The organism is Fulvimarina fulva, from assembly GCF_039652615.1.
Lineage (GTDB): Bacteria > Pseudomonadota > Alphaproteobacteria > Rhizobiales > Rhizobiaceae > Fulvimarina.
In genome coordinates this window covers 1-22536 of the sequence record NZ_JBDJAC010000023.1, presented here as the reverse complement: position 1 = coordinate 22536, position 22536 = coordinate 1, and the positions used below count along the sequence as shown (strand labels likewise).

The 22536-nt window shown below is 59.2% G+C and carries 15 protein-coding genes and 1 pseudogene; 10 read left to right on the top strand and 6 right to left on the bottom strand.

From position 1 onward, the window contains the following. Positions 1-123, top strand: a pseudogene (locus ABDX79_RS19165) (IS481 family transposase); the annotation flags it as partial. 126 nt (positions 124-249) lie between these two features. Here ABDX79_RS19165 and ABDX79_RS19160 read toward each other — a convergent pair. Then, the gene (locus ABDX79_RS19160; protein ID WP_346221906.1) at positions 250-840 is read right to left on the bottom strand and encodes a hypothetical protein; all 591 of its coding nucleotides are present in this window, start codon (positions 838-840) and stop codon (positions 250-252) included. 372 nt (positions 841-1212) lie between these two features. Here ABDX79_RS19160 and bcsA point away from each other — a divergent pair, with 372 nt between their 5' ends. The 5 genes from bcsA to galU are packed head-to-tail and all read left to right on the top strand — an operon-like array spanning position 1213 to position 9889. Next, a complete protein-coding gene (gene bcsA, locus ABDX79_RS19155) occupies positions 1213-3438 on the top strand; it encodes a UDP-forming cellulose synthase catalytic subunit (RefSeq protein ID WP_346221905.1) in 2226 nt (741 codons plus the stop codon). Positions 3439-3448: 10 nt separating this feature from the next. Beyond that, entirely contained in the window at positions 3449-5773 is a 2325-nt protein-coding gene (locus tag ABDX79_RS19150; RefSeq protein WP_346221904.1) for a cellulose biosynthesis cyclic di-GMP-binding regulatory protein BcsB, read from the top strand. Then, positions 5770-6867, top strand: a complete 1098-nt coding sequence (locus ABDX79_RS19145; RefSeq protein ID WP_346221903.1) for a glycosyl hydrolase family 8 — start codon at positions 5770-5772, stop codon at positions 6865-6867. The genes ABDX79_RS19150 and ABDX79_RS19145 overlap by 4 nt, the downstream gene beginning before the upstream one ends. Further along, positions 6858-8936 (top strand): hypothetical protein, encoded by a 2079-nt coding sequence (locus tag ABDX79_RS19140; RefSeq protein ID WP_346221902.1) that lies wholly within the window; start codon positions 6858-6860, stop codon positions 8934-8936. Before ABDX79_RS19145 ends, ABDX79_RS19140 begins: the two co-directional genes overlap by 10 nt. A gap of 53 nt (positions 8937-8989) precedes the next feature. Next, the gene (gene galU / locus ABDX79_RS19135; protein ID WP_346221901.1) at positions 8990-9889 is read left to right on the top strand and encodes a UTP--glucose-1-phosphate uridylyltransferase GalU; all 900 of its coding nucleotides are present in this window, start codon (positions 8990-8992) and stop codon (positions 9887-9889) included. 896 nt (positions 9890-10785) lie between these two features. On the opposite strand, the gene ABDX79_RS19130 is transcribed toward galU, so the two are convergent. The 5 genes from ABDX79_RS19130 to ABDX79_RS19110 form a co-directional block, all read right to left on the bottom strand. Continuing rightward, entirely contained in the window at positions 10786-10941 is a 156-nt protein-coding gene (locus ABDX79_RS19130; protein ID WP_346221900.1) for a hypothetical protein, read from the bottom strand. Between the two features lie 275 nt (positions 10942-11216). Continuing rightward, positions 11217-11360, bottom strand: a complete 144-nt coding sequence (locus tag ABDX79_RS19125; RefSeq protein ID WP_346221899.1) for a hypothetical protein — start codon at positions 11358-11360, stop codon at positions 11217-11219. Positions 11361-11453: 93 nt separating this feature from the next. Continuing rightward, a complete protein-coding gene (locus ABDX79_RS19120) occupies positions 11454-12248 on the bottom strand; it encodes a hypothetical protein (protein WP_346221898.1) in 795 nt (264 codons plus the stop codon). A 701-nt stretch (positions 12249-12949) separates the two neighbouring features. After that, positions 12950-13456 (bottom strand): hypothetical protein, encoded by a 507-nt coding sequence (locus ABDX79_RS19115; RefSeq protein WP_346221897.1) that lies wholly within the window; start codon positions 13454-13456, stop codon positions 12950-12952. A 12-nt stretch (positions 13457-13468) separates the two neighbouring features. Next, positions 13469-14248 (bottom strand): helix-turn-helix transcriptional regulator, encoded by a 780-nt coding sequence (locus ABDX79_RS19110; RefSeq protein WP_346221896.1) that lies wholly within the window; start codon positions 14246-14248, stop codon positions 13469-13471. Between the two features lie 871 nt (positions 14249-15119). Between ABDX79_RS19110 and ABDX79_RS19105 the strand changes: the two genes are divergently transcribed. From ABDX79_RS19105 to ABDX79_RS19090, 4 genes are all read left to right on the top strand, one after another. After that, a complete protein-coding gene (locus ABDX79_RS19105; protein ID WP_346221895.1) occupies positions 15120-16664 on the top strand; it encodes a hypothetical protein in 1545 nt (514 codons plus the stop codon). Positions 16665-16837: 173 nt separating this feature from the next. After that, complete coding sequence (locus ABDX79_RS19100) at positions 16838-18844, top strand: hypothetical protein (RefSeq protein WP_346221894.1); 2007 nt, start codon at positions 16838-16840, stop codon at positions 18842-18844. Between the two features lie 11 nt (positions 18845-18855). Beyond that, on the top strand, positions 18856-21063 hold the full coding sequence (locus ABDX79_RS19095; RefSeq protein ID WP_463671205.1) for a type I secretion system permease/ATPase: 2208 nt from the start codon (positions 18856-18858) through the stop codon (positions 21061-21063). 18 nt (positions 21064-21081) lie between these two features. Further along, a complete protein-coding gene (locus tag ABDX79_RS19090) occupies positions 21082-22416 on the top strand; it encodes an HlyD family type I secretion periplasmic adaptor subunit (protein WP_346221893.1) in 1335 nt (444 codons plus the stop codon). The last annotated feature ends 120 nt before the right edge of the window (positions 22417-22536 follow it).

Here is a 22536-nt window from a genome sequence, read left to right as displayed (position 1 = left end):
GCCAAACGGTTGAAGACCCTGAGAGGCCTCACCCCGTTCGAGCATTTGGTCCGATGCTGGACGGAAGAGCCCGTACGATTCATAAACGATCCAACCCATCACATGCCGGGACTGAACACCTAGTGGAGCGGCTTTGACATTTGAGTACGACGTCCGGCGAGTCCTTCCATCACAGGCCAAATTCGAAAGGCCACGAGAGACGATCATTTGGGGCGCGGTTCTTCGATTCAGACATTCGCTTCGAATGCGCTATCGAAGGGAGGCGAATGCCGGAATTGAACGACGATCTGGCCCTGACGAAAATGAGGGCACCATCGTCTCCGGACGGGAAGGATCGGCTTCACCCGCCGAGCTTTCTGTACTGCCCGTTGGCTCAAAACCGAACCAATAGCCGAATTCATCTCGTGTTGCCCACAATGTACCCGCTTCGAAGCTCGAGTACGCTTCGTTATTTCGCAAGGTCAGATGTTCAGAGAAAGGGCAAGTGCCGTCGACGTCTAGCCCATTTCTCGGGCCCGACGCGACTGCTGCAATCAATATCTTCTCAAGGCGACAAGCTGTCTGAAAATCGACTTGCCCGGCTGGTTCATAGATAAAGATCAACCTGCCAAACAGCGATTCGTCAGGCTCATCGATAAAGCCACTCGTGAGGTTCCCGTTCACCCGGCAAGTTTTGAGATCGATGGTCCAACAATCTTCCAGCGCAAATAAGAACTCCGCGCCTTGGTCGACAGAGATTTGATTGAGCCGATCGATGAGATCCGCCGGCGTACGCGAGACATGACGAATACGTCCATCGTCGCTCCGTTGCGTCAACTGAATGACCGGATAGCGGAGCATCGCTTCTTCTTGGAAGAGAGACACTGGCTCCGATCGATCTGAGGTGCAGGCGGTCACGAACGTACCGGTAATGACGGCGACGAGATGAAGGAATCTCATAGGCAAACCAAAGTCCGTTTCGAGTCCCCTCTAGGCATAAGCCGAATCACACCTTTGTCTCAAACAAAAACTGCTGCGACCGCGCCTAATACCTAATCTCGTTTTTTAATTAAAATTGCAAATGATGTATTCATGGGCACTACGCTTGATTTTTCGGCATTAACGATAGGTCATTTATAAGTATTTCACTATTGATTTTCTTTCGGCCTCGGTGATTCATAGCAATCGCCAATGCCTCTCCAAACCCAAGCTTTCCTTACGAAAGGAATTTCCATGCGGATTTTCGTTTACGCCGCGCTATGGTTTTTTTCCGCCGCCACCTTTCTCATTCTGGTTCAGCAACCGATCAGCGTCGATGCGCAATGGTTGATTGCCCTGACAGCGCTTGGAATTGCGACCTTCATCTATCTCTTCAAGCTCGAAGGTGCCTGGCGCTACGTCTTCATGGCTGCGGTCTCGATCGTCGTTCTAAGATACGCCTATTGGAGAACCACGGAGACGTTGCCCTCTGCAGACGATCTTACGAGTTTCATTCCGGCAATCTGCCTGTACGGCGCAGAGATGTACTGCCTCTTCATGCTGGCAATCTCTCTCTTCGTCGTCTCCGATCCTCTGGAGCGCCCACGGGCAAAGCAGTATGACGACGACGATCTGCCGACCGTCGATGTCTTCGTTCCGTCCTACAATGAGGCGAGCGACATCCTGAGCCTGACGCTGTCGGCAGCGAAGGCGATGGATTACCCGCAGGCCAAGTTGCAAGTCTATCTTTTGGACGATGGCGGAACCGACGAAAAGCGCCTTTCCAACGATGCTCGTATATCGAATCCTGCAAAGCGGCGTCAGAACGAGTTGCAGGAGATTTGCCGCGAACTCGACGTCGTTTATTTGACGCGCGCCGCCAACGTGCATGCAAAAGCGGGCAACCTGAACAATGGGTTGGCTCGATCTCATGGTGAACTCGTCGTCGTCTTCGATGCAGACCACGCGCCAACACCGGAATTTCTTAAAGAGACGGTCGGCTTCTTCAAGAAGGATCCGAAGCTCTTTCTTGTTCAGACACCGCATTTCTTTGCAAACCCGGATCCGCTGGAGAAGAATCTGCGGACCTTTAAGACGATGCCGTCCGAGAACGAGATGTTCTACGGGCAGATCCAGAAGGGTCTCGACAAGTGGAACGCAGCCTTCTTTTGCGGATCGGCTGCGGTTCTACGGCGCGAAGCTCTTCTGCAGGTCGAGGGATTTTCCGGTATCTCGATTACCGAAGACTGTGAAACGGCGCTCGAACTGCATGCCAGTGGCTGGAACAGTCTCTACGTCGATCGACCGATGGTCGTCGGGCTTCAGCCGGAAACAGTCGCGAGTTTCATTGGTCAAAGGTCCCGTTGGTGTCGCGGCATGATCCAGATCATGCTTTTGAAGAATCCGATGTTCCGCTCGGGCCTCACCCTCGCACAACGCCTCTGCTACCTGTCGAGCATGATGTTCTGGTTCTTCCCATTTATCAGAGCAGTCTTTCTCGTCGCGCCGCTTCTCTTCATTCTCTTCGACATGAAGATCTTCCAAGCGTCGGTGGATGAGTTCATCGCATACTCGCTGACTTATCTGGTTGCCGGCGAACTGCTTCGGAATTACCTTTACGGCCGCGTTCGCTGGCCTTGGGTGTCCGATCTCTACGAATATGTCCAGTCGGTCTATCTGTTCCGTGCCATCATTTCGGTTCTGATCAATCCGCGCCGACCGACCTTCAACGTCACCGCCAAGGGCGATACGCTCGAACGTGATCAGCTTTCGCCACTCGCCTGGCCCTACTTCGCGATCTTCGGAACACTGCTCGCTGCCACGGCGATCTGCATCTACCGTTACCAGACCGAGCCCGAGATCGGCGGCATGCTTCTGGTCGTCGGTGTCTGGAACTTCCTTAATCTCTGCGTTGCAGGTGCCGCCCTCGGCGTCGTCACGGAGAAAATGGAGCGTCGTCGCTCGCCCCGGCTCTTCAATGCGCGTCGCGGAGAACTCTTGTTCTCCAATGGCTCTGGTAGCGTTCCGGTCGCGATCAATGATGCCTCTCTTACCGGTGCGCATGTGACGATCCTCGAGCGCGGTCCCGAGACGTTCGGAGATCGTAGTGCAGAGCTTCATATCTACGCGTCCGACGAAGGGCGGAAACTGGGCTCAGTGCCAGTCGAGATCCGCAGTCTTGTAAGCGGCAGCGACGGGCTTGGGGTCGGACTTAACTATCGCGCGGGCGTCAAGGACTACCGCCTGATCGCCGATCTGATGCTCGCCGATCTCCAGCCTGTCCGCGACGTTCGAGAGAGACGGCGGGACTCCCGCGGAATTCTCAAGGGATCACTAGGCTTCATTCGCTGGAGCCTGAAATCTCCGCTCACCGCATTCCATCACCTCGTATTCGATCGGGACGGTGGTGCTGAGAAGCGCTCGCCAGCCACCGCGACCGCCACGCCAGAAATCGCCTCATCCCATTCGTCCGAGCTTTGAAGAGGCCCTTATGACCAAGACACTCAACATGCTCCTCTTCGCCTCGGCCGCCACGGCGTTGACGATGGCATATTCCGCAGCATCGGCGAAGGACGAAGCGGCAAATCCCTTCGCGATGTCGACGACGGCCATCGACCAAACGCCCGCGGTGGCCATCACACCTCAGATGTCTGAAACGCTGCGGCCGTTCCCGGCCGGTAAAGAAGATCTGTTTCTTTCCGGCGAACGCACATCCCGCAATATCGCGTTCTATGTAACCGACACCGAAACGGCGCTCCCTGCCCAACTCGTTCTGGAACTTGAGACCGCGGTCTCGGCAATGCCGGAGCGGTCGAGCCTCGATGTCTTCGTCAACGATCAGCAGTTCGCCTCCAACAGGCTCGGCATCGGCAAGGATACGCGCATCGTCGCCGATCTTCCAGCCGGAACGTTCCAGCCAGGCTTCAACGCGATCAAAGTCGTCGCGAATCACCGGCACCGCGTCGATTGCTCTATCCCGGCAACTTACGAGCTCTGGACCCAGATCGACACGAGCCGCAGCGGGGTGGATTTCGGATCCCGTTCGGCAACGATCGAGCAGCTCGCCGACCTCCCAGCTCTTGCCCGCAACGGTCAGCAGCGGACGCCCATCAATCTCGTCCTGCCGCAAGATGCCCCGGATGCACTTGTCGAACAGGGACTTCGCGCGGCGCAAGCCATCGCCATTCTTGGAAGACTTTCAAATCCATCCGTTCAGATCACGAATGGAAGCCAGGATCGTCCGGGTATCACTGTCGTCATGGGGTCGGGTTCGCGCCCGGCCACCAGCCAGACACACATCCTTGCGCCAGGAATTTCCGGCTTCTCCTCGACGGCTGGCTCGGGACTTGTCGTCGGCGACGCTACCGGTGCCGGTATTGCCGCCGCTGTCGATACGCTGACGAAGGCCGCCCTCGAAACCGTTCCATATGGCTCGAAAGCGGGTTTGAAGGCGCTCGACGAGATCGGCGGTCATTCCGCCTTGACCGACAGGTCGGAACGAATGGTCGACCTCGGGCTCGACACCGTCGAATTTGCCGGACGCCACTACCAGTCCGGCTTCCAGTTCGCTCTTCCGAGCGACTTTTATGCCGCTGATTACGCCGCCGCCAGATTGACGATCGATGCGGCCTACGCGGCAGGCCTTTCCAGTGATGCCAAACTGGTCGTACGGGCCAATGGCAAGCAGGTTACGTCGTTGTCGTTGAGTTCAGCCACGAGGGGCGAACTCGACGGGCAAGATCTGGACATCAATCTCGGAATGCTCAAGCCGGGTTTGAATACGATCAATCTGGAGGCGTTTCTCCCTCACAAGACCGATCAGACCTGCGAGCTCACAACCCTCAACGATGACACGACTCGGTTCGTGATCCGGCCAACCTCCACAATCGAATTGCCGGCGGTTGCCCGCATTGGACATTTGCCTGATCTGGCGATGCTGTCCAATGCCACGATGCTGGGCGAAAGTTCGGAACAACCTGCACAGCTCGATATTCTTACCGGCGAACGGAATGCCGCAGAACTCGCGGCCGTCGGCTCGATCCTTGTGCGTATGGCGGTTACCTCAAGCACCGTCTTCCAGCCCGAACTGATCGACGACATGCCGGCGGAGCCCGAGCGCGCGCTCATCGCCGTCGGTTCTTTCGGCGATCTACCGGATGAGCTCCTCACCAATGTCGGCATCATGTCGGACAGCATCCCGACTGGCGAACAGTCATCTGCCGGTGCAGAGGCCGACCCGAATTCGATCTCGACCAGCGACTATCGATCGGCGTCTTTTGCGGCGAGTTTCTCCGAACCGATCGAAGTCTATGCGCAGCTCCAGAAGGCTGGAAATGCTGTCAAGGACACGGCTGAACGCGTTCTTGGTGGGTTCGCAAGCCTTCCAGGGCTATCCAAGGTCATCGCCCCGGAAGGGTTCGTGTCGGCGCGAGATCTGAGCCGGTCAGCCGATGAAGCACTTGTCGTCGCTCAGGCTGCGACACCGACGGCACGCCCCTATCCGTGGACGGTCTTCGCAGCTAAGGATTCCGATGCACTTTCGAGCGGCGTTCAGGAAATGACCCACTCGAAGAACTGGGTTCGTCTGGAGGGAGCAGCAGGGTCGCTATCGACCGGCAATCGTCTCGATCTTCATTCGACGACTGCGGAACGACTATACGAGACCCAGCCACGCTCTTACGGAAACCTTCGGCTTGTCTTCGCGGGATGGCTGTCGCGGCATCTTTACGAATATGTAGCGATCCTCTTGATCCTCGCTCTCGCCCTCGGCCTGTCCACGCGCCTGTTTCTTAAAAACTTGGGAGCGAAGGCATGACGAAGACATTCATCGTCGCGTGCACAGCAGCGCTCCTCATGTGCAGTAAGGGCTCTTCTTTCGCCGTCACGGCCGATCAGGAAGAGGCGAAATTCATCGCCGAAGATGCGGTCCCGGGCGATCTGGCGCTCGGAGCATGGCAGTATTACCGAAGCGTCTTCATGTCGGCCGATGGTCGGATCATCGATCGTGAAAATGGCTCGATAAGCCATAGCGAAGGTCAGGGCTACGGCATGCTGATCGCAGCCTCCGTCGGCGACCGGGCAAGTTTCGACAAACTGTGGGACTGGACCGAGCGTGAGCTTCAAATTCGCGAAGACAGCCTGACGGCCTGGAAATGGGACCCATCGGCCGCTCCCCACGTCACCGATCGAAACAACGCGACCGACGGCGACCTCTTGATCGCCTGGGCTCTGCTGCGTGCCTTCGACCGATGGGGCGTTCCCGACCACAAGCGCGAGGCCAAGGCGATCATCGATGACATTGTCCGCTTTACGGTCGTCGCCAACGACAAAGGCAGAATTATATTGCCCGGCGCTCAAGGCTTCGACGCCGGCAGCCAGCCGGATGGACCCGTCGTCAACCTGTCGTATTGGGTCTTCCCCGCCCTTTCGGAAATCGGCAATCATTTTCCTGCATTCGGCGCTCTGAAACTCGAGGAGAGCGGCCTGCGTCTCTTGATAGAGGCGACACGTTCCGCTCCTCATCTTCCCACCGAGTGGAGCGGTCTTGGAAAAGGCTCGGTCCAACCGGCTGAGGAGTTCGATCCCTATTTCGGATACAACGCCCTGCGGATTCCGCTTTATCTCGCCTGGAGCGACCTCGATGCAGCGAACGTCCTCAAAAGCATAGACGCGGCATGGAGTGGCGAAAACGAGAATGGCCTTGCGGTCGTCGACGTCACGACGGACACGCCGATCGAACCAATCTCAGGCGCCGGCTATCGCGCCATCCACGAACTTGCCGCCTGCAGCCTCAGCTCTTCCACGCTGAACATGGAACGCTCGTCGTTCGACGCATCGACCTATTACGGCAGCACGCTTCACCTTCTTTCAATGCTCGCAATCTCAGAGAGGTATCCTCAATGCTTCTGACCCGCGCTCATGCCTTGACCACAGTCGCTCTTCTGTCCACGAGCCTTGCGATCGCAAGCCCGGTCGGCACGGCCCAAGGTGGACTGACCTCGATCGCTTCCGAGAGACCGGGAGCCGCAGGGATGGAGCTGTCGCTCAGTTCGTCGAATGGGATCGAACTGCAAGCCTCGAAAGAAAGCCTTGCGACTTTAACGAAGTATTTTCCGGACCTGACACGATCCGGCCAAGGACAGCCCGACGAGGTCGCAGCGGCTGCAAACCCGTTCTCGCAGACGTCATCGACCGCAAACAGCGAACCACCTGCTTCTCTCCCAGCAGAAAACCCGTTCGCCATGCCCGCAGACGAAAACTCCGGATCGGAAGCTTCATCGGAAGGAGAGACGGCGCCTTTCGCGATCAACGGCGAAAAGGACAGCAGTGAGGAACAGAGCGGCGGCATCGACGAACGGGCCCTACGCTACTACGCAGACCAGCGAAATCTGGAACGGGTCGGCGCTGAAATCCGGCGTTTGAAAGCGCTCAATCCCTCATGGACGCCGCCGACCGACCTTTTCACCGCGAAGAGCAACGTCAACGAACAGCCGGCCTGGGATCTTTTCGCGGACGGGCAGTTCGAAGCGGCGCGGCAGAAGATCGAAGAGTGGAAGAAGACCGATGCGAATTACCAACCATCGACGGATCTCCTGACGAAGCTCGACGACGGCGACGCCCGCGCGAAAATCAAACAGGCGAGCGAACAGAAAGACTGGTCTGGTGCACTGAAGGTGGCGCGAGAGAGACCCACGCTGCTCGTCTGTGAAGAGATGGATGCTCTGTGGCGGGTTGGCGAAGCGTTCGCTCGTACGAAGGATTATGCAAACGCTTTCGATCTGTACTCCTATATCCTGAAGAACTGCTCCAACGAAAACGAACGGATCGCGACGCTGCAAAAAGCCGCTTCGCTCTTGCCGCAGAAGGGCACCGATGCATTGGTGGCGTCCCTCGACGGCGATCTGGCGGATGAAATCTCGGGATATCGATTCGCCGACATCAGGGCATCCATCGCGAAATCCATGACTTCTACGATCGGACGCAAGCGCATAGCTGGGGATGATCTCTCCCAATTCGAGGCCTATGTTCGCGAGAACAAGGCTGCCGACGACGCGAAGCTCCTCGGCTGGTTCGCCTTCAATGCCGGTGACTATGAGACTGCGAACACGTGGTTCGATCTCGCGCTTGACGGCGAAGACGATAGCGAGGCGCTGAAAGGTTACGTGCTGTCGCTCCGCAACATGGAGAAAACAGACGAAGCCGAGGACATTGCTTTCGAGAACATCGACCGGTCTCCGGATCTCGCCAAGATCTATGTGGAGCTCGTCGCCGAGCGGATGAACGGCCTCGATGAGGACGAAACCCTTTCTCGATCGGAGCTTGAACGTATTCAAACGGCTATCGAGGACAGCAAGTCGGCGGTCGGAGCGCAGACACTTGGCTGGTATCTTCTGGACAGGAAGGAAGCCGAAAAGGCAGAAGACTGGTTTGTGAGGTCCGTCGAATGGGAACCCAGCGAGGAAGGGGTCATCGGCCTCGCTGTTGTCGCCAGCCGCGCGAAGGACGGCGCCAGCCTGAAAGCCATCAAGGCCGAATACGGTGAACGCTACGCCGCTCTCTCCGAATTCGAGGAGTATCGTCCCCCGGCTCGCGTCATCAGCCAGGCTGCGGCGAAACCGAGCCGCCACTCGGCAAAATCGACACGATCCAAAAAGCGCGTCGCCAAGCGCTCCAACTCCGGTGGCGATCGCCTAATGCGGCAGGCCAATCGGCAATTCGAAGCAGGCCAATACCAGGCAGCTCTGCAAACCCTCGACCAGCGGGAGGCTCGCAACGGCAAGTCCTATGGCGCGGAGGTTCTGCGCGGCTGGACCAATTACAAGCTGAACCGCTGGAACGAGGCCGAACGGGTCTTCCGGGCTCAGGATCGGGTCCGTTCGACGAAGGCGACCCGGTCCGGCATCGGCGCGGTCCAGAACACGAAATACGGCATGTGGCCCGAGACAACCAACCGGTGCACCGAGCGCTGGCGCTGCTGAAGTCGGCGCAATTGGCAGAACTTAGGATGAAACGCGAATTCAGGAAAATCGTGATGAAACCTGTACGTAAGGCCGTCTTCCCCGTGGCGGGTCTTGGAACCCGCTTCCTACCGGCGACCAAGTCGATCCCGAAGGAAATGCTGACGGTCGTCGACCGTCCCGTCATCCAGTATGTCGTCGACGAAGCCAAGGAAGCGGGTATCGAGCATCTGATCTTCGTGACGGGCCGCAACAAGGGCGTCATAGAGGACTATTTCGATATTCAGGTCGAACTGACGGATACGCTGGCACAGCGCGGTAAAAGCGAACAGCTTGCTCTTCTCGACCGATTGCAGCCGAAACCGGGAACGACCAGTTTCACGCGCCAGCAGGCACCGCTTGGGCTCGGCCATGCGGTCTGGTGCGCTCGAGAGCTGGTGGGAGACGAGCCATTCGCTGTCCTTCTCCCGGACATGATCATGCAGTCGGCAAAAGGCTGCCTGGCATCTATGATGGACCTGTATGCCAAAACCGGCGGCAACTTGATATCCGTCGAACGCTGCGACCCGCTGGAGACGAACAAATACGGTATCGTCGCCAAAGGAAAGGGAATCGGTTCTGGGTTCGAGATCACGGACATGGTGGAAAAACCCGAACCTTCGAAGGCACCCTCGAACTTTTCGATATCGGGCCGGTACATTCTCCAGCCCGAGATTTTCGACGTGCTCGGATGCCAGAAAAAGGGAGCGGGCGGAGAAATTCAGCTAACCGATGCCATGCGGGCGCTGGCTCGTGAAAAGCCTTTCTACGCGTTTCCGTTCGAGGGAAGAACCTTCGACTGCGGTTCGAAAGAGGGCTTCGTGGAAGCCAATGTCGCGTTCGCGTTGTGGCGCGCGGATATCCGCGAAAACGTGTTCGGCAATCTGACCCATTACATGAAAACGATCGAACCGGTGCAGGCGTCTGCTGCTTAGACGGGCCGGCAGATCGTACAATCTCTCTGGGTTCGATGGACCCTTATCACCGCAGAGAATAGCATTTCGAATGTCGAAACCGGAAGCAAGGTAGAAATGGGGGGCACGGTTCGACGCGATTTGACACGGAATGGCGAAGGTCACGTCCTCGAGCGGCAGAACTTCGAGGCGCACGCCCTCGACCGACAACCGCGCCAGACCCTCGTCCACCAGTAAGCGATCGATGCCCGTCACGACCTCGATCGCCCGGCTGATGATCCCGGCATCGATCGGACCTCCATCGAGCCTGCACGTCGCCGAAAGCCGCGCGATCGGCAGCATCCGCTTCGTCCGGCCAAGGACGAAGAACGGATGGCTCGAGCGCATGGCCGAAGCGTATCGCTCGATCGTCCGGCGCTCGGCATCCTTGCCTCGAAAGTCCCTCGGCAGGGATCCCCAGGTCGCACCGAGGGGATCATCGAGCGACTGGACGAGAAGGCTCCAGTCACGCTCTCGGTCGGCCGGGAACGCGAACTGGATTGCCGCGCGCAGATTCGTCAGATCGAGCATGTCGACCCGGCCGGGAAGGATCGCGCCGATCGACAGGAGCTGGCGACATGGTTCTCCGAACCCGGTCGCATCCGCGCTGATCGCCAGCACGGTACCATGCTGCCGACAGAGACGCGTCAGGTCGTCCGCCGACATCGCCGCGTCTGCCATGGCACGATCGATAAGAAGCAGCGCCGCCAGAAGGCCGCCGTCAAAGAGGACATTGTCCGGTAGAACGCCGAAGCGCGTGACGGGTCCGGCGCTCTGGACGGTTTGCACGGTCGGCGAGTGATCGTTGTCGGCACTGGCGTTGGCTGCTGCGCTGGCTGGAGGGGTCGCCCGGCTCGGTGTCTCGGAAGGTTTGCGGGTCATCGGGCACTCCTTCCGATCGTGCTGCGCCGTGAGACCTGCTCGCCGACCCATGCCTGGATGACGCGGGCGGTCGGATCGCCGCGCTCGGCAAGGTCGTTGAGCGCGGTCCGAACGGGGAACGGGAGATGGCCGATCTGGCGAATGCTCATCATCGTGGCCGCGATCACAATCGCCGGATCGGGGAGCGGTCGCGATACCAGGTGTTCCGGCTCCGCTACCCCGAAGCGCCTCGCGCCGACGCGCGTCCGATCGTCAGGTTCTCAGACGCGAAACTGCTTCAGCGTCCGAACAGACCTGCGCTCAGGCGTGAAGACGCCCACGTGCAAAGCCGAAGCGTATCGGTCGCCCGGCTCCGTCGAAAACGGCGTCCGAGGCAGTCTGGAAATGATTTCCAGGACCGGACGCATCGTCGGTTGCACGATCTGGGTCAAGGGTAGCCGAAGTCCACTGCGGATGCGGCCTTGGCGCAGGCTGCGCAATTGTCGGACGGGGCGGCAGATGGCGGAGGAGCGAGCCGCAGGATCTCGTCCTCGATCAGGGCCTGCACTCGGTCCGCGAACCGCGCGCGCATGGCGATGATCGCAGCAGCCGCTCCCTCGATCTCCAGAAGGTCGTCGATCTCGCTGAGGCTCCAGAGGCCTGAGCCGTGATCGCTCGTTCCGCTCTACCCGTCGACGATGGCGATACCGACACTGTCGACGGCAAGCCGCTTGCGCTCCTTGTAGAGCCAGTCCGGCAGGATCAGAGAGGCCGCCAGCATTCGGGTCTTCAGTTCACTCAGGCGGTGGGTATCGAGATAGGAGGCGAGCGAGCGCTTCACATCGATGACGAGGGCCGAGCGATAGCGGCGGTTCACGGTGACGAGGTCCGGCGTATAGGTCGACTTCGCCTTCGCGTCGGCATCGAAGGACAGTCCGACGAGGGCGCCCGATCTGTTGTGGGCGACCGCTTCGAGGGCGGCGGCCGTTACCGGAAGCCGGACGCCGTTGCCGAGGACAACGAGATCGGGGTTCGCTCCTCCGATCGCGATCATCGCGTCCTCGAGGAGTTTGCGCTCATGGAACGAGACGGAGCGGATGAGGGTCGCGACGGCGATGTAGCGGCCGAGGATCGCGTCCGGGCTCGGCACTGCGGCCGCGACGTGCGCGACCGCCTTCTCGACGAACGGCTCGAGTTCAGCTGCGATGGCGTCGGGATCGAGGCGGCAGGGATAGGAGCGCGGCAGGACCGCAGGTGCCGACGCCCTGTTCGAACGGTGTGAACCGGATGCAGCCCGCGCAGACGCAGCGACACCGTTGAGATCAAACGCGTCTCGATGCTCGGCGGGAGCGAAACGCGGTTCTACCTCGGCAGGGTCGGAGTCGACGGTGGCGGTGCGGCCGCTGCCAACATCGGCAGACGAAGCGGAAGAGCTTCGCAGTTGGCGACGCCGCGAGGCGTGATGAGTGGATGGGTTCATAGGAGAATCCCTTCGATGAGGGACGACCGACGCCATGCATCCTGCCCAGACCGACATTCGAACGGAGGACCGTTCCGAAAGCGGATAGGACAGTATTTACGTCAAGCTCGATCGCGCGGTGAGATCTCGCAAGTCGCGAGCCCTACCGTCAGCGAACGGCACGGATCGTCTCAATGAAAGCGGGAAAGGCGAACAGGGAGAAGCGCGCCGGATAAGGCGGTCTCCGCCGGGCAGTCGTTCGGTCCGATCTGATCGATCAGGCGAACGAAACGGCGCAAGCGCGCGCTATTCGGCGATGGCCGATGCGCGGCTTCGTTAAAACTTTCCACGAAGGGACGAAGCGGATATGGCGCGTCATAGCCCGGGACCTCTCGTACAGGTTTTGGGTCAGGCCCTCGTTCGGTGTTAGCGCACCGACGGGGGCCGTTTGCTTCAAGGGCGGCGGATGACCCAATGGTCCACTGTCTGCCCCATAACCTGACGCCCTCAACCACCGATCGCAAGACTTCAGTGCGCGCGAAATTGGAAACTTGGTTAACGGTGGGCTTATCTGCGAGGGGTAGCCCGAACTATGCTTCGACCATCACTATGGGCCGAATGCGGACGGTCACCTTTTGGAGGGTTTTCGACGAATAGCTGCCCTCCACACTCTGAGCATTCATATTCTCACAGACTCACGCTCGAGTTCCTGATTGCAAATTTCATGTTGGAAACTTGAAGCGATGGATTATCTCCCAGATTTGCTGGTTTGTATTTCTGAGCTGCTCGAGCGAAGCGTGAAAATCGTTGATCGTTCGGGCATCGAGCCGACGGGACCCATCAAGCCTGATGCTGTCCCGGGTTTCGGCGATCCTTAGATTGATCGTCATCGCTGGCTGGTTGTCTCTATCAAAGGCATAAAGGCAGTGGTTGTAGTGGTTTCGAACCTTCTGCCCCTTCGATAGTGCCCGCATCGCTTTGAGAACGGCCTCGCGGCGCTCCGGCTCGACCCGGTCCATCTTGGCCAACCGCTCGACCAGCGATATCCGCGCTCGGGAGGCCCCGAGCGTGAGAAAGACCACCGTCGCGATCTCCTTATCGACGGCCGCCAATCCGGCGATCAGGTGGACCAGCAGGCTTTCGGTGTTCGTCCACGTATAGTTGAGTTCGCCTATCAGCCGCAGGATTTCATCGAAACGGCCGGTCGAGCTTCTGGCAGGAGTATCCACGTGCTTATTCCATCACGTCGTTCCAGACGTCGCGATGAAATAGGAAGCGGCCTCCGTTCTGTTCGAAACCTTCAGCTTACGCATGATCTTGTGAATGTGCAGCTTGACCGTGTGCTCGGACACGCCGAGCTTTTCCGCGATAATCTTGTTTGGTCTGCCCTCCGAAAGGATCGCCAAGACCTCGAGTTCGCGATGTGTGAGATCACGCAAGGCGTCCTCACCAAACCGCTCATCGCCATACAGACCATCGCTCGCCTCCCGTCGCGCAGATCTGTCTGGACGTTGTTCCTCTCTGGAATCGACGCTAAACTGAAGGAATCGCAGGGGGACATAGTCGAGTCCTTCGAGAATGGCGCTCATCGCAGCCAGCCAGAGATCCAGGCGGACATCCATCGGCAGAATGCTCTTGACGCAGGACTGCGAGAAAAAGGCCGCCATGGCCTCAGCACTTGGCACGCCCTCAGTCGCCAGTATGATGGTCGCTTTCGGAAATCGGTCCTGAATAGACTTCGCCCTGTCCAAAACGTCCCAGGAGTTGGTTCCATCCAGAACGATCAAGGCATTCTGGATCACCGTCCTGTCTGCCTCGAGATCGTCTGAAGGAAGAGATCCGAACCGGATATCCCTGTTCAATGCCGCGAGCGCGTCCCGGTAACACCATGGAAACAGGCTCGGCTCGGACAATAGAACGTATTGCGTACGGGTTGCGCTATCAAATCGACTTTCTTCCGGACTCATTGATGGAACTGGCCTAACGGAGCCTCGCCTTTCGGCTACATGCAAGGGCAACATTTTTTCCTCCCAGAAATATCGCGCGACGCCCCTCGCACTCCCATTACTTTCCCTGATCTATGAACGACATAACCTAAATATCAACGCTTATTCCGTAAAGATAGCTAGCCATATGGTTAGTTATTACGGTCCGATCGAATCTATTGGGTAGCGCTATAATACGATCAAACGGAGCAAATCCCTGTGCACTTCTCCGGTTCGGGCCGCCGCCTACGTAGACCAGCTCCATAAATTGATTGTACAAGTCCCAAAAAACATAAAATTTTCAAGACATTGGCATGAACGACGCTGATCTCAGCCGACGGCCATCCGGTTATCAATCCAATTGCCAGCTTTTTTCTTGGGAACCTCTTAAGCAAGAGTAAACACGCACCAAGTCTTCCAACCGGTTCACGACCGTACGACAGAAGATCAAACGTACAAACTCAAACGTCTTTAAGTCACGCCTCGTATCCGCGAGCGAAGACCTTTGTGCGAAATTTGGAACCAGACAGCCGGATGCCACGCGAAACATGACGCAAGGCGGTGCTGTCCTCTTACCTAAGAAGTGGATGGAAACATGAGTGGTGGTAACTCAAACAATTTGTTCGGCAACTGGGGTGATATCTGGGGCGGCCATTGGGGCGGACACCCAGGATCCCAGGGTCCTCAGGGACCAGAGGGACCTCAGGGTCCGGCAGGACCAACGGGGCCTCAGGGGCCGGTCGGACCTGAAGGACCGCAGGGACCTGCAGGACCAGCTGGTGAGGGCGGTGGCGATCAGTCGCAATCGCAGGACCAGATGCAGGACCAGTCCCAGAACCAGGATCAGTCTCAGACGCAGACCTCGCAGTCGGCTTCTGACGCAATGTCGGATGCCATGTCCGATGCGATGTCTGATTCTGATGCAACCTCCGCTTCGGACGCGGTTTCGGATGCAATGTCGGACTCCTCCTCGTCCTCAGACTCCGCCGCTCATGTGAGCAGCGTCAATCTTTCGAAGAACCTCAACGGCAATCTCAACGGCAACCAGAACAGCAATCACAACGTCAACGATACGACAGTTGATGTGGATGTGGATGTCGATCTTGGTCTCGATAACTTCGACCCGAGTGATGATGACTTTGCCGACTTCGATATCGACGGCAATGCCGACTTCGACAATGTGCTCTTCAACAAGGACGGAGAAGTCTCAGTCGATCCAGGTGACGACATCAGCCTGTCCGATATCCTCGACGGCGCCTTGAATGGCGAAGGCAACGATAGCGCGTTCGTTCTCAGTCAGGATGCCCGCGTCGTCGACAATGACGAACTGCACAGCCCAACGGTTACCAACGCCGGTGGCACGTTCGAACAGAACGGCGATGCGAACGGTGGTCGCGCAACGTCTGCCGACGGCATCAACTCTGGCGGCGAAGGCGGCATTGGCGGGCGGACAGGAGATGCGTCCGGTGCCCAGGGCGGCCTTGGCGGCACTGCACTTGGTGGACTCGCATTCACGCTCGGCGGTATCGGCGGACAGGCCCATTCTGAAGACGTCAATGCGGGCGACGGAGATGACGGCGGCGATGCCGGCGCGATTTCCGCGGCAATTGGGGCTGTTGCTGCTGGACAGGCCAGTGGCGGCGACAACAATGATGCCGAAGGTGGCGATGCTGGCGATGGCGGAGATTCCGACGCCGACAGCGGCGATGCTGCCAACACCCAGGGCGGGGATGCAGGCAGTGCTGCTGCCGTCGCAGCGACCGTTCCAGTTGCCATCAGCGTTCCGATCTCGGGCGCGGATGCAGATGGTGGCTCGGGCCACGGTCTTGGTGCCCTGCTCGGCCACAGCTCCGTTGGCGACGGCGGCGATGCAGGCGCCGGAAACCTGACCGGTTCGATCGCCGATGCTCTCGGTCTGTCCGGCGCTGGCGTCGATGACGGTGGCGACAGCGGCGCCACCACCGGCGGTTCCACCGGCAACGCCAACTCCGGCGCAGCGGGAGACGGCGGCAATGGCGGCGACACCGATGCCGGCGACGGCGTGTTGCTCGATGCAGCGTTCGGTAACGCCTATTCGCTCAACGGAGCCCTCGGCGGCGCCGGTGGTGCGGGCGGCGCAGCCTCCATCGACGACATCATGGCCGGAATGGGCCGTGGCGGCGATGCAACCGGCGGCGCAGCTTTTGCCGGCGCTGGCGGTGCAGGTGGTGCAGGTGGCACCGCCACCGGCGGTAACGGCGGTGCTGGCGGAGACGGCGGCATGTGGGGATCGAACGTTGGTGACGACAGCATCATCGAAGCGATCTCCAACGCGACCGCTGATGCCAATGTCGACACTTCGGCCTTCAACCAGTCGATCGTCATGGGCGCCAACATCCTTGGTAACCAAGTCGATATGACGGTGGTCGGCGGCGACTACGACTCGACGCTCACCGGCGAAGACGACGGCTAACCTCTCGAACAGTTTGCCTGCATCCCCTCAGCAGGCAGCCCCTGTTTTCTAACTGTTCGATCTTGACGGCGGGCTCTTCCCCCTTTGGAGCCCGCCGTTTTTCTTAAAGAAGTGCAGACTTTTATTCCGTCTTTCTTTCAAGCACTTATCCCCAAACCCCCGAGATTAGACTCATGGACCTGTTCAGCGAGGAAATTTCTCATTTTATCGGCCTCTTCGCCATCGCCGAAGAGGAAGGTCGGGAGCGGGCAGCCTATAATGCCTTCCGGGACGCCAGAAACCAGGACAGCCCCGAGACCGGCCTTCCCCTCTATCTTGCTGAGGTGAACGACAGCTTCGTTCTGACGCCGTTCCAGCCAAACGTGAATTACATACCGCCCGAATTCTCCCTGCGGCCAGCATGGTCAGGCCCCGTCCCTGAACCCACCCCTCCCTTCGTCCCACTGCCAGAGGTGTGGACGAATTCCGGCGACATGGTCCTGGATGTCCAAGCCGAAAACCTTCCAACCTATTCGATCCCGGAACTGAAGATCTCGGGACAGTGGCAAATCCAGTATCGCGAAGCTCCGCCGGCCGACCAGATCGCCACCGTCATAATCCAGAATGCGACCCTCTTCGACGTCGATCTCGTGGAGTTTCGCGACGGCATGTTCGGCGAAGGGACGATCTCAATCAATCTGGAAAGCATTGCCAAAGCCATGGCAGTGGCCGATGCGCTGCAGCCGTTCGATGCGGATTTCGACCCGCCCCAGGACGAGGCTGCGATCGCAACGATGATCGATGAGCTGGCGCAGCTTCTGGAGACGATCGGCGCAGACGGCCCCGCTTCCGGACCCGTTATAACCGGCGAAGACGCGGTCGGTATTTTTGTCGAAGGTCAAAGGGTTGATGCCAAGCCAGATCTCGCGGACCGACTGGCGGCTCGAAATCCGGAAGAGGCGCCGGTTGCGGAGACGGCCCCCGCGACCTTTGCGAGCGGCAACCACGCGGCAGGCACGGGAGTGGTCGAGGCAGTTTCGTCGTTCGAGATGGAGAGCGGCGGCAATATCCTGACGAACGAGGTCGTTCTCTACGACGCGCTGCTCTCCGGGCCGAATATGCTCGTCAAAGGCGACTACACCAGCCTCGACATCATCATGCAGACCTATGTCTTGTCGGATCGCGACACGGTCGAAGGCGATTTCGACGACGGTTCCGTCGAGAACGAAGCGGTCAATGTCGCAGAGCGCCTGCTGTCTTCGAACGATCCCTTTGAAGGGCTGGACAAGGGGTCGCTCGCCCTGCCCGCCAACTTCACCCTGTCGATCATCGAGGGGAACTTTCTGAATCTCCAGTGGATCGAACAGGATGTCCGTTTCGTCGACGACGACTGGATCGGCGCGACGCATTCCGGTGCTGCGACCTACCTCCAGACCGGTGACAACATCGCCGGCAACTCGGTTCGTTCCATCGAGCTTGGGACGAGCTACGACCTTATCGTCGTTCTCGGCGATGTCTGGAAAGCCAACGTCATCCAGCAGACCAACATCCTCGTCGATGACGACAGCATCACGAAATCAGACGCGCAAACCGAGACGAATACGACCATTTCGCACAGCGACAATCTGGTCTGGAACGAGGCATCGATCGAACATTGGGGGACACCGTCGCTGTATTCCATGAGCGAAGCGGGAAGCGCGCTCATCGATGCCCTTGAGGCAGGACCCGATTCAGTCACACTGGACATGCTTCAGGACCCCGATTTCGCGGGCCTCGGTACGTTGAACATCCTCCTCGTCAAGGGCGACTATCTGGAGCTCGACTACATCAAGCAGACGATTGTTGCGACGGACTCCGACCATATCCTCATTGATGAAACCGACGGCCCGCTTGGAGAGAACAGCTTCGACACGGGCGGAAACACCGCGATCAATATCGCTTCCATCGTCGATGCCGGAATGGACCAGCATGTCGAGGTTGGCGGAAGCGTCTATTCCGATGCGCTGATCCATCAGGCCGGTTTTCTCGACGATCTGACAAACGTCGACGCGGACCTCTTGATCGCCAGCGATCTCGCGACTGAAGCCGTCCTTTTTCTATCCGACGACATGCTGCCGGGGACCGCGCCGGAGACCGGCAGCGCCCCTGACATGACAGCCTTTCACAGCACTGACGACGTGCTCCAGACCATGCTTGCGTAAGGAGTTGATGCATGAATACGGGCGACCAGACGATCTCGCTTCGCGAGCGCTGCAGCCAGGCGCCGACTGCCGAATGGGACCGCCGCATGAGTGCGGCGCTCGATGAGCTGAAGGCGATTGCCCGCGCAGAAGAGGCGGAAAACCGGAAGGCAACCGGAAGCTTGGCCCCGTCCCCCGAAGCGCCGGATCAGCACCGTGACGACGCTCGCCCTAACGGGCCCACGACCGACGCCCGGTCAAAGGTGGAGCGGTCGGAAACAGAACCGGCGCAAGCCACGCAGCCAAGCGCGCGGGCACCTGATGAGGACGTCGTCGCCGAAAGACCCATGGCCGACAAGATCGGCAAGACCGGCCCGCAGACACCTTATTCGGCAAAAACCATCGATCTCGATCGCGGGCCCGTCCGCAGCGAAGGCGGAAGCAAACCACCATCGGGAAAAGGCGGTGGTCGCGATGGCGGCGGCAGAGGTGGCGGCGGCGGGAATAGCGGCGCGTTTCACAAACGGCTCGGCCCGGTCGATTTCTCCCGCAATCTGCGCGAGGGCCTTGCCGCGATCCGGCGGAACCTCCTCGTCGTCATGCTCTTCACTTGCGCGACGAACGTGCTGGTCCTCGCCATACCGATCTATCTCTTCCAGATCTCTGACCGGGTTCTGACCAGCCGTTCGATCGACACCCTCGTCATGCTGACCATCGTGATCGTCGGAGCCGTCCTGCTCAACGGATTCTTCGACGCGATCCGCCGCTTCATCCTGATGCGGACGGCGGTCGAATGCGCGGTGAAGCTCGGCGCGCCGATCCTCAGCGCCGCGGCCCGGGCCTCGCTGCACAGCAACGGCCGGGAATATCAAACGCTCGGCGATTTGCAGCAGATGCGGGCGTTTCTGACCTCCGGAACCCTGCTCGCCATGCTCGACGTGCCATTCGCTCCGCTCTTCCTGCTGGGCATCTTTCTGGTCCATCCGGATCTTGGCGCGATCGTCGTGGTCGCTGCCCTTGGTCTTCTGCTCATCGCCATGGTCAACCAACGAGTGACGGCAAAACCGTTTGCCACGGCCAACCAGCATCTCAGCCGGGCAAATGTCCATCTGGATTCCATGTCCCGAAACTCGCAGATCATCAATGCCCTGGCGATGATACCAGAGGCGGTGCAGATATGGGGACGCGATACGGCCGCGTGCCTGACCTTTCAGGTGCGGGCGCAGGACCGCAACATCATCGCCGCCGCCTTCTCCAAGTCGTTTCGTCTCCTGACCCAGGTCGCGATGCTCGGCTGGGGCGCGTATCTGGCGATCGAAGGCGAAATCACGGGTGGTATGGTGATCGCCGCTTCGATCATCGCCGGGCGCGCGCTGCAACCGATCGAAGGCGCCATCGAGGGCTGGAACCAGTTTGTTCTCTCGCGCGGGTCCTATAACCGCATCGCGGCGCTTCTGAAGGCCTCCCCCCTCAACCTGGAGCGTCTGGTTCTTCCTAATCCCCAGGGGCGCCTTGATGTCGAACGGCTACTCTATGTTCCCGACGGTACGAAACGCGTTGTCCTCAACGCCCTGACCTTCACCCTGAAAGCCGGCGATTCCCTCGCAATCATCGGCGACTCCGGGGCGGGCAAGACGACCCTTGGAAAGATGCTTGTCGGCTCGATCATGCCGACCTCCGGGGCCGTGCGGCTCGATCTCATGGATATTCGGAATTGGGATCAACGCCAATTCGGACAGAATATTGGATATCTGCCTCAGGACGTTCAGCTTTTTCCCGGATCGATCAAGGACAACATCGCCCGCATGCAGAGGGATGCCTCCGACGAGGACATCTTCCACGCCGCGCAACTCGCAGATGTCCACGAGATGATCGCGTCCCTGCCGCAGGGCTACGAGACCATCGTCGCGGCCGATGGGGCACCTCTTTCCGGCGGACAGAAGCAGAGGATAGCGCTTGCCAGGGCGTTTTACGGAAGGCCCCGCCTTATCGTCCTCGACGAGCCGAATTCAAACCTTGATACCGCCGGCGATACGGCACTCGCCCGCGCAATCGAACAGGCAAAGGCGCAAGGGATCACGATCGTCACAATCACCCAGAAACCGGCCATCCTCACCAGCGTCGACAAGATCATGGTGCTCTCCCAAGGGGCGATTGCGCTGATGGGGGAGCGGACGGAGGTGCTAAAGACCCTGGCGCAGCGTTCGCAGGGTCCCCGCCTCGGCGGTCAGGCGAAATAGGAGGACAGGACGTTGGAGATGCAGCGCGCGAACGACAACCAGCCGGAATGGTTTGCCGGCGTCCCGCGGGGAATAGCCATCTATACGGTGCTTGGATGCGTCATGCTCATTGGCACGTTCGGCGGCTTCGGTGCCTGGGCCTTTTCCGCGCCGCTCGCAGCGGCCGTGATTGCGCCGGGAAGCTTCGTTGCCACCGGCCAAAACAAGATCATCCAGCATCTGGAAGGCGGGATCATCGAGAAGATCATGGTCGAGGAAGGCGAGATCGTCGAGAAAGGTCAGGCTATCGTCAAGCTCGACGAAACGAGCGCCCTCGCCAAGGACCGCCAACTTTGGCTGCGGCATGTCCGGCTGGAGGCGATAAACGCGAGGCTTCAGGCCGAATATGGTCTACGGGAAGAGATCGACTTCCCAACTATACTGACGAGCAATCGCAACGACGTAGAGGTCTCCGATATCCTCGAGAGCCAATTGTTGAACTTCCAAGGCGCCCGGACGAAGCTCGACTCGGAGGTCGCGCTGCTTGCGCGGAACAAGGAGGCTCTGGATTTCCGCGCTGAAGGCTATCGCCGCCAACGCGCGTCGGTCGAACGGCAGCTCGCCCTTTTGAACGACGAGCTAGAAGGAAAGCTCAAGCTCTTGGCGAAAGGCTACATCAACAAGGTTCAAGTCACTGCTCTTCGAAGGGCTATCGCGGAAGCCGAGGGGCAGATCGGCCGGCTGTCCTCAGAGATCGACGAAACCTTGTCCCAGAGCGTAAAATACGACCAGCAGGTCGAGCAGGCCATGGCTGCCTACCGCCAGGCAGCTCTCGAAGAACTTCAGGCTATCGAAGCGGAACTCGATACGGTTCGCGAAGAGCGACACAGCACTTCGAATATTCTGAAACGGGCAACGATTCATGCCCCCGTCGATGGAGCGATCGTGCGTCTTTATTATCACACAGCCGGCGGTGTCATCGAGAGTGGCCGCCCGATCGCCGAGATCACGCCGGCCAACGTTCCGCTGATCGTAGAGGTACAGGTTCCAAGGACCGAGATTGATAGTGTTGAAATCGGCCAGGAGGCAATGGTGCGTTTGAGCGCACTGAACCAGCGCACCACGCCCATTTTGAAAGGAACGGTCTACTACATCTCAGCTGACGCCATTCCAGACACGACGAGCGGGGTACAGCAGGAGATCTATATAGCCCGGGTCAAGCTCGCCCCTTCGGAGCTTACCCGCGTCCGTGGCTTTGCCCCAACCCCGGGCATGCCGGCAGAAATCATGATCCAGACCGCCGAACGCACCTTTTTCGATTATATAGCGAAGCCCGTGACAGACAGCATGTCACGCGCGTTTCGAGAGAATTAGGCCACGTGGACAAAGGTTGACGTATTTCCGTTTGGTTGATTCAAGGCTGCCATTTGGAGGCAGTTTTGGGCGAACGCATTGGGATATCCGACGAAGACTGGGCGATCATCGAGCCCCTCC

Excerpts from the sequence above, each read along its gene's own strand:
- ABDX79_RS19125 (WP_346221899.1), bottom strand. The coding sequence starts at position 11,360 with ATGCGCGCGCGGTTCGCGGACCGAGTGCAGGCCCTGATCGAGGACGAG.
- ABDX79_RS19120 (WP_346221898.1), bottom strand. The coding sequence starts at position 12,248 with ATGAACCCATCCACTCATCACGCCTCGCGGCGTCGCCAACTGCGAAGC.
- galU (WP_346221901.1), top strand. The coding sequence starts at position 8,990 with ATGAAACCTGTACGTAAGGCCGTCTTCCCCGTGGCGGGTCTTGGAACC.
- ABDX79_RS19150 (WP_346221904.1), top strand. The coding sequence starts at position 3,449 with ATGACCAAGACACTCAACATGCTCCTCTTCGCCTCGGCCGCCACGGCG.
- ABDX79_RS19140 (WP_346221902.1), top strand. The coding sequence starts at position 6,858 with ATGCTTCTGACCCGCGCTCATGCCTTGACCACAGTCGCTCTTCTGTCC.
- ABDX79_RS19130 (WP_346221900.1), bottom strand. The coding sequence starts at position 10,941 with ATGATGAGCATTCGCCAGATCGGCCATCTCCCGTTCCCCGTTCGGACC.
- ABDX79_RS19105 (WP_346221895.1), top strand. The coding sequence starts at position 15,120 with ATGTCTGATTCTGATGCAACCTCCGCTTCGGACGCGGTTTCGGATGCA.
- bcsA (WP_346221905.1), top strand. The coding sequence starts at position 1,213 with ATGCGGATTTTCGTTTACGCCGCGCTATGGTTTTTTTCCGCCGCCACC.
- ABDX79_RS19145 (WP_346221903.1), top strand. The coding sequence starts at position 5,770 with ATGACGAAGACATTCATCGTCGCGTGCACAGCAGCGCTCCTCATGTGC.
- ABDX79_RS19160 (WP_346221906.1), bottom strand. The coding sequence starts at position 840 with ATGCTCCGCTATCCGGTCATTCAGTTGACGCAACGGAGCGACGATGGA.
- ABDX79_RS19100 (WP_346221894.1), top strand. The coding sequence starts at position 16,838 with ATGGACCTGTTCAGCGAGGAAATTTCTCATTTTATCGGCCTCTTCGCC.
- ABDX79_RS19090 (WP_346221893.1), top strand. The coding sequence starts at position 21,082 with ATGCAGCGCGCGAACGACAACCAGCCGGAATGGTTTGCCGGCGTCCCG.
- ABDX79_RS19095 (WP_463671205.1), top strand. The coding sequence starts at position 18,856 with ATGAATACGGGCGACCAGACGATCTCGCTTCGCGAGCGCTGCAGCCAG.
- ABDX79_RS19110 (WP_346221896.1), bottom strand. The coding sequence starts at position 14,248 with ATGTTGCCCTTGCATGTAGCCGAAAGGCGAGGCTCCGTTAGGCCAGTT.